At 43.0% G+C, this 13973-nt stretch carries 8 protein-coding genes; 5 read left to right on the top strand and 3 right to left on the bottom strand.

The features are described 5' to 3' along the window. Nucleotides 1-166 precede the first annotated feature (166 nt). A complete protein-coding gene (locus C8322_RS03785; RefSeq protein ID WP_004810894.1) occupies nt 167-1204 on the top strand; it encodes an alpha/beta fold hydrolase in 1038 nt (345 codons plus the stop codon). A gap of 14 nt (nt 1205-1218) precedes the next feature. Beyond that, the gene (locus C8322_RS03780) at nt 1219-2226 is read left to right on the top strand and encodes a hypothetical protein (protein WP_008305186.1); all 1008 of its coding nucleotides are present in this window, start codon (nt 1219-1221) and stop codon (nt 2224-2226) included. Nucleotides 2227-2265: 39 nt separating this feature from the next. On the opposite strand, the gene C8322_RS03775 is transcribed toward C8322_RS03780, so the two are convergent. Both C8322_RS03775 and nfuA read right to left on the bottom strand, forming a co-directional pair. Beyond that, nucleotides 2266-4329, bottom strand: a complete 2064-nt coding sequence (locus C8322_RS03775; protein WP_008304772.1) for a TonB-dependent receptor domain-containing protein — start codon at nt 4327-4329, stop codon at nt 2266-2268. 178 nt (nt 4330-4507) lie between these two features. Then, nucleotides 4508-5146: a Fe-S biogenesis protein NfuA gene (nfuA, locus tag C8322_RS03770; RefSeq protein WP_004810902.1), complete on the bottom strand. Its 639-nt coding sequence runs from the start codon at nt 5144-5146 to the stop codon at nt 4508-4510. A 160-nt stretch (nt 5147-5306) separates the two neighbouring features. On the opposite strand from nfuA, the gene C8322_RS03765 reads away from it, so the two are divergent. After that, nucleotides 5307-5924 (top strand): rhomboid family intramembrane serine protease, encoded by a 618-nt coding sequence (locus C8322_RS03765; RefSeq protein WP_008304768.1) that lies wholly within the window; start codon nt 5307-5309, stop codon nt 5922-5924. Between the two features lie 201 nt (nt 5925-6125). Then, nucleotides 6126-7667 carry a hypothetical protein gene (locus C8322_RS03760; RefSeq protein ID WP_048882284.1) on the top strand — a complete coding sequence of 514 codons (1542 nt, stop codon included), beginning with the start codon at nt 6126-6128 and terminating at the stop codon, nt 7665-7667. A gap of 372 nt (nt 7668-8039) precedes the next feature. On the opposite strand, the gene C8322_RS03755 is transcribed toward C8322_RS03760, so the two are convergent. Next, on the bottom strand, nt 8040-9659 hold the full coding sequence (locus tag C8322_RS03755) for an inorganic phosphate transporter (protein WP_017401556.1): 1620 nt from the start codon (nt 9657-9659) through the stop codon (nt 8040-8042). Nucleotides 9660-10175: 516 nt separating this feature from the next. On the opposite strand from C8322_RS03755, the gene metH reads away from it, so the two are divergent. After that, a complete protein-coding gene (gene metH, locus C8322_RS03750; RefSeq protein ID WP_111810400.1) occupies nt 10176-13862 on the top strand; it encodes a methionine synthase in 3687 nt (1228 codons plus the stop codon). The last annotated feature ends 111 nt before the right edge of the window (nt 13863-13973 follow it).

Genomic DNA, 13973 nt, shown 5'->3' with positions numbered 1-13973 from the left:
ATGAAAACTGATTTTTTTCACTTATGTGAATAACTTATTGGTGACATTACTTCACAATTATTTACAATAGAAATAACTCTATAATTTTATCCGAACAAGGTGGATTTGCTTCAGGATAAAACTGTTTTGAACAGTACACTGGATGCAAGACAAGGAATGTGACGCCATGATAAGAAAATTAATAAAGCGCTCAAAATTACTCTGCGCCATGACCCTAATATTAGCCCCAAGCTTCAGCACACTAAGTCAGGCCCAAGTCAGTTTTCCTACGCGTGCTCAGCCAGGCAATAATATTCTTAGCCAGTATCTGGTTCAGGAACGGCTACAGGCGGGTCTGAAAAGCAAAACGCTGAAAGTCGGTCATATTTCCTGGAGCTATAACGAGGGCGGGAATGTCAATAAACCCTCTATTTTACTGATTCATGGTCTGGCGGGCACCAAAGACGACTGGAATCGTGTCGCACGATTTCTTACCCCTTATTATCATGTGATCGTTCCCGATTTACCCAATAATGGTGACACCCGTACACCCGCAGATTTTGATTTCTCAGTACCGAATGTAACCTCTCAACTGCGTATCTTTCTGGAAGCTTTGGATGTCGATGAGAATCTGCATGTTGCTGGACATTCTCTAGGGGGGTCGATTGCCACAGTTTATGCTTCTCAATATCCTTTCGATACGCAAAGCCTATTCTTACTGAATAGTGCCGGAATCTATAAAAACGCCAATACGCGCTATACTCGTGATCCATATGCTTTAAAGAACCTGATTGTAAGCAAACCGGGAGATCTGGAAGATGTCAGTCATAAACTGATGCAGCATCCGCCTGCTCTCTCAGATCAGTTAAAACATGCCCAGGAAAAACTACTGATTTCCCGTTCCGAGCAGACCAGCAAAGCCATTGATCAAATTGTCATGCTGAGCCGGATCTACACCCCGGAAACATTTGCTCGTTTGACCCGTACTGTAGAAGCACCAACGTTGATTTTATGGGGTAAGCAGGATCGTATTATTAATGTTGAAGTGGCTAAAGAGCTGCACTCCCTATTTAAACGTGCCGAAACACCAGTGATTCTGAACAATGTTGGTCATATACCGATTCTTGAAGCAGAAAGACAGGTTGCACAGTATTATTTACCTTTTCTTGCAAAGACACAGACCCTAAAAAATCCACTTGCTGATAAACTCATCCCTTTAAATTAACTTTTAGAATCAATATGCAGAAACACCCGATGATTGAGCAATTGATCGAAGCTCAGCTTGACTTTCTAGATCAGTCATTTGCTCAATCTGAAACGATTCAAAATGAGTTTCAGACTTTTTATCTCTGGTTCCGCAAACAGACCCTGAAAGAACTGTGGAGTCCAATGCAAATTAACCTGCTATTGCAAAAACAAATATTAGGCACAGCAGCCAGCTCTTTTTTGATTGAACAAATTGCAGAACATATCCGTTTTGCTTTGGTCCATCCTGCAAATGACAACACCAAGATTGCCGATGTGATTCCTGTACTGACCATTGATAAGATTGCTCAGTATGTCGCAAGTAAAAGTGGTCATCGTCAGCGCATGATCAAGAAAGTAGTGAGTAATCCGGCCTTCTCTGCCATGATCAGCCAATTGATCCAACATTCAATTCAGGATTATCTGGACAACTCGGTGATTGCCAAGAGTGTACCGGGCGTTTCCCGCTTCATGAAAATGGGCAAGTCTGTACTGGAAAATGTCACTGATACCAGTCTGGACAATACCATTGCCAAATACTTGCAAAAGAATATTCTCAAGCTTGGCCAGTTGAGTGAAAATATCCTGAACCAGCATTTTGATGATGAAAAACTCTATCATTTTCAAGCGAATCTCTGGCATAAAATCAAAGACATGCCTCTGTCCGTATTAAAGAATTATATTGAAGTACAAGATCTGACCCAGACTGTGAATTTGGGCCATGAAATCTGGGATCACATGCGCCAGACCGATTATCTGCAACAGCAGATACAGGATGGCGTACATGCCTGGTATGTCCGTAATCAGGAGCACACTTTTGATCTGCTACTTCGTGATCTGAATATCGATGAGTCGCTGATTCAGCATGAACTGAATGCCTTGCTGACACCGATTATTCAGCAGATGATTTCACAAGGCTATTTACGTGAACGTGCACGCCAATATCTGGAACAGTTTTATTATTCCAAAAGTACACTGAATATCTTAAAGATTGAAGTATAAAAAAAGCCGCTTCACGCGGCTTTTTTTATACTCACAGATTTAGAATTTTGCATTTAAGCTGATACCGTAACGACGACCATCTAATAATTGGTCACCATCAATATCTTCTGCTTTTTCATCCAGCAGATTATAGACCCCAAATTTACCTGTCAGGCTCGGGCTAAATTTGTAGTTAAAACCAAGGTCTATAAATTGATAGCCTGGATTCGGCTGGGCTATAGAGGTACGACTCAGGTAAGCAGATGTTTCAGAACGATGGTGCAAGCGGCTCCATACATTTAATGCATCGCTTAATTCATAATCTACCCCGATATTGAACATATGTTCTGGCATCTGGTTCAGTGGCTGACCTTTAAAATCACCCGACTTAAACTCGGAATCTGTATAAGTATAATTTGCAGTTAATGTCGTATAGTCATTTAAAGTAGCTTCTAAAGTAGCTTCCACACCACGAATTTCTGCTTCATCCACGTTAATACGCTCACTGATGAAGTAAAACGGCGTGTCTCCTTCGAAACATGTCCAGTTTTGCCAGTTATTTCGGTTTGTCGTTGTACCATCGGTATCGGTTTCACAGGCACGCACTTCGGTAATACGGTCTTCATATTTAGTGATAAAGCCGGTAATAGAAGTACTGATATAATCATTTTTCCAGTTGAAGCCCAGTTCAGTAGATAGACTCGATTCAGGTTCTAAATCCGGATTCGCACGAATGATGCCACGCCCTGTTGGTAATGGTGAACCGCTACCACCGGTAACACTATAGAAACCTTCAGTGGCTGCACGAATATCAGGTTGTTTATAACCTGTAGCTACACCGCCTTTTACAACAAAATTATCATTTATAGCGTACACCCCATACAGACGTGGTGATAAATGACCACTATAGTTTTCATCATGGTCATAACGTAGGCCGGCTGTTAAATCGAAACGATCTGTCATGCTCCAGGTATCTTCCAAGAATGCTGCAGCAGACCATCGCGTCAATTCACTAAACTCAGGTGAATTCGGATTACGGTTAGTGGCTTTATCTTCGAGCTTTTCATCTTTAAAATATCCACCAAATGATAAAGTATGGTCACCCAATAACAAATTCCATTGACTGTTAGCAGTCCAGGTATCCAAGGTAATTCCTTTGGTACCCAGTTCCGTATTGCCTCGATCCGGATTTTTTGAATTTTCATATTGAATATATGATGAACTGTCCAAGTTATCGTTATAACGGCCATTATGAGTTACTGAATAAACATTACGATAATTGCGCGAAAACGAATCTGCAGCACCTTGAGCGGGTGCTACCGTTTTACCGACTGAAGTCGTAGATTCCTGTTGTACAAAATTGGCTTCAACTTGCACATCATGATCATCATTAATCGCATAGGTCAAACGCGAGTTTAAGCTTTCACGCTCGGTGCCACGGAAGCCGCCAACATAACGATCTTCATTACGTTCCTGCTTATTGACTGCCAGTTGCAAGCCAAGCTTATCTGCAATTAAAGGACCGGCAAGATATACAGAACCATTTTTGATATCACCTGAGCGGTTACTATCCTGAATGATGGTCCCTAACTCAATATTGCCAGACCATTCATCAGACACTTTTTTGGTAATGATATTGACTACCCCGCCCATGGCGTCTGTGCCATAAAGAGTTGATGCTGGACCACGGATAATTTCAATACGTTCAATTGCGGCAATTGGTGGCAGGATATTTTTTTCAAAACCACCGTCATCACCATTTGGGTTTACATCTTTACCATATTGACGCTTACCATCTACTAGAAACAAGGTGTAATTTGAGCTCATGCCACGAATACTGATGGTCTGTGCAGAACCTGCACCTGAAACTACGACCCCTGGCGTATTACGCAATACATCGGTAATGTCGTTATATTCACGCTTTTCTAATTCTTCACGATCAATGACCGTAATGGATGCAGGTGCTTTAGCCAGGTCTTGTTCATAACCTGTTGCAGTTACCACAATCGTTTGCAGTTTCGCAGCTTCAACTTGTGGAGCACCAACTTCTACTGCAAATGTATTGCCCGCCATTGCCGAGCCGATTGCAAAAGCTAACGTCGATTTCAAAAACGGTGTGTTCATACTCTATTTACGCCCCAGAAGTAGATTTATGAAGAAATATTGATGGAATTGTGACGCATTGTATCAAATGTTACTCTAAACACAATTACTATTGATAATTATTATCATTATTAATTGCAGATAAAAAAAGACCTCAATTATTTGAGGCCTTTTTTATAAGCTAACTTTTATTTGCTACTTACTTGAAGTATGCACCTTCAGCCTGACTATGGTCAGTCTGGTCAACCACACGTGCAAGCTCAGGAACGTGCTGTTTCAAAGTTGTTTCAACGCCTTGTTTCAAAGTCACGTCAATTGCTGAACAGCCCTGACAGCCGCCGCCAAATTTAAGTACAGCAGTCAAACCGTGTTCAGGATCTTCAACCACTTCAACCAGTGCACAGTTACCACCATGACCTGCCAGACCTGGATTAATTTCTGACTGAAGCACGTAAGTAATACGCTCTTCTACAGAGGCATCAGGACCTACACGTGGCACTTTAGAGTTTGGTGCACGGAAAGTCAGCTGACCACCAAAACGGTCTTTGTTGTAATCAATTACTGCATCAAGCAAATAAGGAATAGATGGAGTATCGATGTACGCAGGGAATTCTGGATAATCCTGCTTGTAATCTGTCGGTACAACTTCATCTGGTGCACTATAAGCCATGCAACATTCAGCGCGCGGTGTACCCGGATTTTCCACGAAAACGCGTACACCAATACCTGGTGTATTTTGCTTTTCCAGTAGATCCTTTAAATACTCTTGTGCAGTCGGTGTAATCAATAGATTTGGAATTTCTTCTGTAACTGCAGTGCTGCTGTTCTCAGTCGACATAACAATAATTTCCTCAAGCTGAAGCTGCTATTTTAACTGAAGATGCGGGGTAAATTTAAAATTTCAACTAAAATTGTCGGATTTATTATAAAAGTACTACCTAAATGTCAGAATAATGGCAAGATTAAGGATTACTACTTCAGAATTAGAACTGCCGTCTATGCTGCATTTACCCTTTAATCATACCGTTACCCTTATTCTGATTACCTGCATCATCTCTTTTATTGCCTTTTCCAAAGAGCAGGTCATGAACCGTTTGATTTTCTGGCCACCAGCAATTCAACGTGGTCAATATGACCGTTTTATTTCGCATGGCTTTATTCATGCAGATGGCACACATCTACTGTTCAATATGATTACGCTGTTCTTCTTTGGCAGTATTATCGAGAGCTTTTATCGCCAGTATCTTTATGATCTGGGCTTTGTCCTGTTCTATCTGGGTGGTCTGATTGCGGCAATTATTCCGAGTTATCTGCAAAATAAAAATAATCCACGCTGGGCAAGTCTGGGTGCCTCGGGTGCAGTATCAGCAGTGCTATTTGCCTATATTCTGTTTGAGCCATGGAAACTGATTTTCGTGTTTTTTATTCCTGTGCCGGCCATTATTTTTGCAGTACTTTATGTCGCTTATAGTGTCTGGTCTGGCAAACGTGGGAACAGCAATATCAATCACAGCGCCCATCTTTGGGGGGCGGCTTATGGTGTGATTATGACCATTATCCTGGAACCTCGACTTATTCCACACTTCCTAAATAAACTGGCTCAACTCCCCTTCTAGATTCTTTCATTCATGAAGGGTACTGAGAATTATTTTTTTAAACGAGTGATGATAAGGAAGCCATGTGCTTCCTTTTAGTTGGAAACATCTCGTAATAATTTTAAAAGTCAGGATGTCATATATTGCCAACCTTGGAGTGGATTTTGCAGTGATAATGTATACATCTGTATATTAATTGCTGTAAATCGCGAGATATTTTGCATGTCCAATTCCCCAGACGGTCTTCAATTCCCTATTTCTGCTTCACAACAAAAACCTAGCACTTCAAAAATTGGCCGCACTATCATTTCTGAAGCCTTAAACGCTGTTGATCCTGTACATGCCAGCGCAGCTCAACAGGAAAAAAACTGGCGTAAGCAATATCCGGTTCACTTTAAACATCTGGTTGAAGATGGCCTGCGCTCTCCAGGTGCAGCATTGAATATTGCCCAACAAGGTCTGAAAACAGCGCATGCCAGTTTTGAATATTACCGTGATGGCCAGAAGCATCTACTCAAAGATGTAATGTCTTTACCTGCGCAAAACCTGAGTACCTTTCAGCTGAAAGGTCAGTCTGAAAAAGCTCCTGAATGGTATGTGCCTTATCATGGTAAAAAATTGCGGGGACAAGCCCTACTGGACCAGATCCAACTATGGGAAGAACGTGGTATCGTCGAGCCAAGTCATGCTCATGCCCTGCGTGAATGTATTGCCCATCCGGAATGGTTTGACCTGTCAGATCGTACCACGGTGCTGTTCGGTGGTGCTTCTGAAGCAGGTCCACTGACCTGGTTATCTAAATGGAAAGCCAATATCGTGGCAATTGACCTGCCAAATACCCGTGTCTGGAGCAAGATTCTGGATACAGTAAGTGAAGGTAATGCTACTTTATATGCGCCTTCAGCTGAAACTCTGCCAGCGGATACCTCAATTGAAGTTCTAAAAGAAAAGCTCGGTGCCAACCTGTTGACGCAAATTCCAGAAATTGCCCAATGGCTGATTCAGTTCGAGCAAAACCTGGATCTGGCAGCAATCGCCTATCTAGATGGTGAAAAACATGTGCGTGTTTCCATGGCAATGGATGCAATCATGAAACATGTCAGCGAGCAGAAAGCCAATACCAGTTTGATGTATATGTGCACGCCAACTGACGTCTATGCGGTGCCAGAAGAAGTGGTTCAAGCATCACAAAGCAAATACCAGCAACTGTCTAAATTGGAAAGCACTTTGACCAAAGGTATTTCGCTAATCTCACGCAAACATTTCTTTAAGAAAAATGCACAAAATTTATTCAAAGTTGCTGATCAATCCTATGGCATATGTGACTGCTTGGTGGTTGAACAAGGCCCGAACTATGCGCTGGCAAAACGTATCCAGCAGTGGCGTGCGACACTGGCGCGTGCCAATGGCCAACGTGTCAGTATTAATATCGCACCTTCTACAACCACTTATTCTGTAACCAAAAATCCTCTGCTTAAAGCTGCGTTTAATGGTGCCAGCCTGTTTGATGTCGAAGCTTTTGCACCAGAAACTACCAATGCGATTATGGCAGCTTTATGGATTCATGATCTGCGTAATCCGGAGTCTGTAGCTAATCCAGATGTAAAACTGAATCATCCACTTGAGCTGATGATGTCCGGTGCAAATCATGGTGGTTTATGGCGAGTGGCTTATCTGGCACGTACTGCACTGCCATTTGCTGCGCTGTATGGTTTTGCGACGGATAAACTGCCAAAAGGATTGTTAGGTAAGTTGAAGAAGTAAATTGAAAGTTCCTTCTCCTCCTAGGAGATGAGCAGCACTGCTGCGCAAGGAAGAGGTCAATATAGGCTTTGAATCTTTCAAACTTTTATGAATGGACTTTAAGCAAATTGAAGTTGATCCATTCTATACATTCTTTTTTTCTTTACTTTTGAAATATGAGAAGCATGTCTTCACAAGGTAACAAAAATCTTTTGTTAGGCTGATGATATATCCTGAGTAATTTTTTAAGCATTGCTTTAAAAAATTACGCAAGACAACCTAACGGCGACATCCCTGTCGCCTTCATCATAATTTAAAACCTTTCGATTTTTAAACTTTTCAAAACGTCATAAAAAACGCTGCCGAGGCAGCGTTTTTTTACATCAAATTTTCTTAGAAAACTTTTAACAGTACCCAGTACAAACCACCTGACAGACAGATCGTTGCTGGCAGTGTGAACACCCAGGCAGACAGAATCGTTTTCACCATCTGGAAGTTCAGGCCAGACTTGTTCGCTACCATCGTACCTGCAACCGCAGAGTTCAGGACATGAGTCGTTGATACCGGCATACCGAAACCGTCTGCAGCAGCAATTGTAGTCATGGCTACCAGCTCGGCAGACATCCCCTGACCATAAGTCATATGTTGTTTACCAATACGCTCACCTACAGTCACTACAATACGTTTCCAGCCCACCATGGTACCTAGACCAAGTGCCAAAGCAACCGCCACTTTTACCCAAGTCGGGATGTATTGCAGGAATGAATCCAGGTTATCACGATAGTCGTCAACTGTTTTTTCCTGTGCAGCAGTCATCGCAGGTAAAGCTTCTGCTTTATCCAAGCGTTTAAATGCTGTGGTGCTCAAGTACATGTCATTACGGAATTCTGAAACTTGCGCCTCAGGCACATCTTTAATGTTCGTGTATGAACCGACTTTTTCACCCAAATGATCCGTTAAGCTTGCCAATGCTGGTACAACTTCAGCATTTAACTCTTTAGTCTGAATATATTTGGTAATTACGGCACGTGCCTGTTCATCCGGAATATCATCATGCTGTGGATAGATCACATCAGCAGTTTGAGCAGATAACTGACCGAAAGACTGGATATGCTGTGCATCAAGATTCTTGTTTAACGAGTATGCCAAAGGTACACAACCGATCAAGATCAGCATGATCAGGCCCATACCTTTTTGACCATCATTTGAACCGTGGGCAAAGCTTACGCCAGTACAGGTAAAAATCAGAATGGCACGAATCAGTGGTGGTGGTGGCTTGTTACCTTCAGGTGGCTTAAACAGTTCTAGCTGCTTTCTGAAGATTTTTTTCACCAGCAAGAACAGGATTGCAGCAAAAGCAAAACCGATCAAAGGCGAAAATAACAGCGCCTTACCGACTTTCATCACCTGTTCCATGTCCACACCGGAAGCACCGCCACCTGCGTTGAGCAGATAGTTCATGATGCCCACCCCCAGAATCGAACCAATCAGGGTATGTGAACTCGAAGCAGGAATACCCAGGAACCAGGTGCCCAGATTCCAGAGAATCGCGGCGATCAGCATGGCAAAGACCATGGCAAAACCGGCCCCTGTACCCACGTTCATAATCAGTTCAACAGGAAGTAATGCAATGATCCCGTAAGCAACGGCACCACTGGCAACCATTACCCCAAGGAAATTACAGAAACCTGCCCACATGACTGCAACCGGTGCAGACAATGCGTTGGTATAGATTACGGTGGCAACCGCGTTGGCTGTATCGTGGAAACCATTGACGAATTCAAAGCCCAGCGCAATAAATAGCGCTGTGGCTAAAAGAATCATCGAATACAGACCGATTGCTGGAACATGCGCCAGATCTGAAGTCAACTGAAAGCCGATATAAATCAGCGTAGAAATAATTACAGTCAGAAACACCGGCATAAAAAATTTCGGTGTTGGCACATGAACATTAGTCGACTTATGTGAAGGCGACTGATGGGCTGAACCTGAGGGAGTTTGATTAGAATTCATGCAAGCAGGAATAGAGGATTCAAGAATCCCCATATTGTTCAGTTTAATTGTGACAATTATATGACAAAGCGCCGTCATATAGACCAATTTTTTAGACTTTCTTGCTGCCGTTCATCCTAAAGCTACATACTATCAATATTAAAATTAAAAAATAAAAATCAATAATTTATTTAAATAAAAACCGTTTATCCACTCAACTTCATTCATGTTTTGCAATAAAATTGATCATTTTCTCAGGACTGTCATTTTCCTGAGTCGGTCACAGTTGACTCTATATTGCCCCAGCCATATGACACTTTCATGAAACTCATTTATATTTTATTTTCGGTTCAATTCCTCCATAACTGACTTAGGGCTTTCTGTTTTCTATCTGTTTTCAGCTTTCTATGTACAGTTCAGTTTGCTTATCAGATTTTCATATCAGCCATATCCAGCATTCTGAATAATGGCTACAGAAAACTGCGCACTAATCTGTTAAGATTATTGCCGTTTTTGATGCTTACTGAGAAAGTCTGAATGTCCACACTTGCCACCCTGAAAGAACTTCTTGCCAAAAGAATTTTAATTATCGATGGTGCGATGGGTACCATGATCCAACGCCATAAATTGGAAGAAGCCGATTATCGGGGTGAGCGTTTTGCTGATTGGGCATATGACCTTAAAGGCAACAACGACCTTCTGGTTTTAACACAACCACACATTATTCAAGGTATCCACGAAGCGTATCTTGAAGCGGGCGCTGACATTATTGAAACCAATACCTTTAACGGTACCCGTGTTTCAATGTCGGATTACCACATGGAAGATCTGGTTCCAGAAATTAACCGTGAGGCAGCACGTCTTGCCAAAGAGGCCTGCGCGAAATATTCAACCCCTGAAAAACCACGTTTTGTGGCAGGTGTAATTGGTCCGACTTCACGTACCACCTCTATTTCACCAAACGTAAATGATCCTGCATTCCGTAACATTACTTTTGATGCATTAAAAGTCGACTATATCGAATCCACCAAAGCACTGATTGAAGGTGGTGCGGACATCATCCTGATCGAAACAGTATTTGATACCTTGAATGCCAAAGCTGCCATTTTTGCGGTAAAAGAAGTGTTTAAAGAAATTGGTTATGAATTGCCAATCATGATCTCAGGTACGATTACCGATGCATCAGGCCGTACATTGACCGGTCAAACCGCTGAAGCGTTCTGGAATTCAATGCGTCATGCAGAACCGATTTCAATCGGCTTTAACTGTGCGCTGGGTGCAGATGCCATGCGTCCACACGTAAAAACCATATCTGACGTTGCCGATACTTTCGTTTCAGCACATCCAAACGCAGGCTTGCCAAATGCTTTCGGTGGTTATGATGAAACCCCTGAAGAAACGGCTGCATTCATTAAAGAATTTGCAGAAAGTGGCTTGATCAATATCACCGGTGGTTGCTGTGGTACGACGCCGGATCATATCCGCGCGATTGCACAAGCAGTTGAAGGTATTGCGCCACGTCAGATTCCTGAAATTGAACCTGCGTGCCGTTTAAGTGGTTTAGAGCCATTTAACATCACCAAAGATTCGTTGTTCGTGAACGTCGGTGAACGTACCAACGTGACTGGTTCTAAAAAGTTCCTTCGTTTAATTAAAGAAGAAAACTTCACAGAAGCTTTAGACGTTGCCCGTCAACAAGTTGAAGCTGGTGCGCAGATCATCGACATCAATATGGATGAAGGCATGCTCGATTCACAGGGTGCAATGGTGCACTTCCTGAATCTGATTGCGTCTGAGCCAGATATTTCACGTGTGCCCATCATGCTTGATTCTTCAAAATGGGAGATCATTGAAGCAGGTTTGAAATGCGTGCAAGGTAAAGCGGTTGTTAACTCGATTTCCTTAAAAGAAGGTTATGACGAGTTTGTAGAACGTGCCCGCCTCTGCCGTCAGTATGGTGCTGCGGTGATCGTGATGGCCTTTGATGAAAATGGTCAGGCGGATACTGCTGAACGCAAAAAAGAAATATGTAAGCGTTCTTACGATGTGCTGGTGAATGAAGTCGGCTTCCCATCCGAAGACATCATCTTTGACCCGAACGTGTTCGCGGTGGCAACCGGTATCGAAGAACACAATAACTATGGCGTAGACTTCATTGAAGCAACAGGCTGGATTAAACAAAACCTGCCAAATGCAATGGTATCAGGCGGGATCTCAAACGTATCATTCTCATTCCGTGGTAACGAGCCTGTACGTGAGGCGATCCATGCGGTGTTCCTGTATCACGCGATCCAGAAAGGCTTGACCATGGGGATCGTGAACGCCGGCCAGCTGGCGATTTATGATGACATCGACAAAGAACTGAAAGATGCCGTTGAAGATGTAGTCTTGAACCGCAACCAGGGCGAAAGCGGTCAAGAAGCGACTGAAAAATTACTGACCATTGCTGAAAAATACCGTGGTCAAGCAGGTGCACAAAAAGCCGAAGAAAACCTTGAATGGCGTAATGAGTCTGTTGAAAAACGTCTTGAATATGCACTGGTAAAAGGCATCACCACGTACATTGACCAAGACACTGAAGAAGCCCGTTTAAAATCTGCCCGTCCTTTAGATGTGATTGAAGGGCCTTTAATGGCAGGTATGAACGTGGTCGGCGACCTGTTCGGTGCTGGTAAAATGTTCTTACCGCAAGTGGTAAAATCTGCACGTGTGATGAAGCAAGCTGTGGCTTGGCTCAACCCGTTTATTGAAGCAGAAAAAACCCAAGGCGAAGCCAAAGGTAAAATCTTGCTTGCAACGGTAAAAGGCGACGTACATGACATCGGTAAAAATATCGTGGGCGTGGTACTTGGCTGTAACGGTTATGACATTGTTGACCTTGGCGTAATGGTGCCATGTGAGAAGATTCTACAAACGGCCATTGATGAGAAAGTGGACATCATCGGTTTATCTGGTCTGATCACGCCGTCATTGGATGAAATGGTCTTTGTTGCTAAAGAAATGCAACGTAAAGGCTTTAACATTCCACTGATGATTGGTGGTGCGACTACATCGAAAGCACATACTGCGGTGAAGATTGCTCCGCAATATCAAAATGATGGTGTGTTCTATACTGCCGATGCATCTCGTGCTGTAGGTGTGACCACACAATTACTTTCTGCTGAAATGAAACCACAATTGATGGCAGACTATGCCGCGGATTATGAAAAAATCCGTACCCGTCTTGCCAACAAGCAGCCGAAAGCAGCAAAACTGTCTTATGCTGAATCAGTTGAAAATGGCTTCAAAATCGACTTCGATAAGCATGCGCCAGTTAAACCAAACTTCATTGGTTCTGAAACATTCATCAACTATCCTTTAGAAACCTTGGTTGAATACTTCGACTGGACACCGTTCTTTATTTCCTGGAGTCTGGCGGGCAAATTCCCGAAAATCCTTGAAGATGAAGTGGTGGGTGAAGCTGCACGTGATTTGTATGAACAGGCTCAAGCAATGCTGAAAGACATCATCGAAAATAAACGTTTCGATGCACGTGCAACTTTCAGCATCTACCCTGCCAACCGTGTCGCAGCGGATACTGTTGCGGTGACTGATGAAAATGGCAATGTGACACACAGCTTTGAGCACCTCCGTCAGCAGTCTGACAAAGTCACCGGTAAAGCGAACTACTCGCTGGCTGACTTTATTGCGCCTAAAGATGTGACGCAGGATTACTTGGGTGGTTTCACCGTGTCGATCTTTGGTGCGGAAGAACTTTCGCAAGAATACAAAGCCAAAGGCGATGACTATAACGCGATTATGGTTCAAGCCTTGGGTGACCGTTTTGCTGAAGCATTTGCTGAGCACTTGCATCAACGTATCCGTAAAGAGTTCTGGGGCTACCAGGCAGATGAACAGCTTTCAAATGATGAGTTGATCAAAGAGAAGTATGTGGGGATCCGTCCTGCACCGGGCTACCCTGCTTGTCCTGAACATTCTGAAAAAGCGCCACTCTTTGACTGGTTAGGTACGACTGAGAAGATGGGTACTTACCTAACTTCTAGCTTTGCAATGTGGCCACCTTCATCAGTGAGCGGTTTCTATTATGCAAACCCTGAAACGGAATACTTTAACGTGGGTAAAATCTCTGGCGATCAGCTGGAAGATTATGCGAAGCGTAAAGGTTGGACGTTGGATGAAGCGAAGCGTTGGTTAGCGCCGAATTTAGATGATTCGGTGGTATAAGAATTCTCTAATTTAGAGAAGAAAAAGTCCCCTCGAGTGAGGGGATTTTTTAATCACCATTGAGGGTGTAAATAATTCTGTGTAAATACAGTTTTAAAAATACTTGGTTAC

Origin of the sequence: Acinetobacter sp. SM1B (assembly GCF_003289665.1) — a bacterium.
Taxonomy (GTDB): Bacteria; Pseudomonadota; Gammaproteobacteria; order Pseudomonadales; family Moraxellaceae; genus Acinetobacter; species Acinetobacter schindleri.
This window is presented reverse-complemented; position numbering and strand designations above follow the sequence as displayed.

Excerpts from the sequence above, each read along its gene's own strand:
- nfuA (WP_004810902.1), bottom strand. The coding sequence starts at position 5,146 with ATGTCGACTGAGAACAGCAGCACTGCAGTTACAGAAGAAATTCCAAAT.
- C8322_RS03785 (WP_004810894.1), top strand. The coding sequence starts at position 167 with ATGATAAGAAAATTAATAAAGCGCTCAAAATTACTCTGCGCCATGACC.
- C8322_RS03780 (WP_008305186.1), top strand. The coding sequence starts at position 1,219 with ATGCAGAAACACCCGATGATTGAGCAATTGATCGAAGCTCAGCTTGAC.
- C8322_RS03765 (WP_008304768.1), top strand. The coding sequence starts at position 5,307 with ATGCTGCATTTACCCTTTAATCATACCGTTACCCTTATTCTGATTACC.
- metH (WP_111810400.1), top strand. The coding sequence starts at position 10,176 with ATGTCCACACTTGCCACCCTGAAAGAACTTCTTGCCAAAAGAATTTTA.
- C8322_RS03775 (WP_008304772.1), bottom strand. The coding sequence starts at position 4,329 with ATGAACACACCGTTTTTGAAATCGACGTTAGCTTTTGCAATCGGCTCG.
- C8322_RS03755 (WP_017401556.1), bottom strand. The coding sequence starts at position 9,659 with ATGAATTCTAATCAAACTCCCTCAGGTTCAGCCCATCAGTCGCCTTCA.
- C8322_RS03760 (WP_048882284.1), top strand. The coding sequence starts at position 6,126 with ATGTCCAATTCCCCAGACGGTCTTCAATTCCCTATTTCTGCTTCACAA.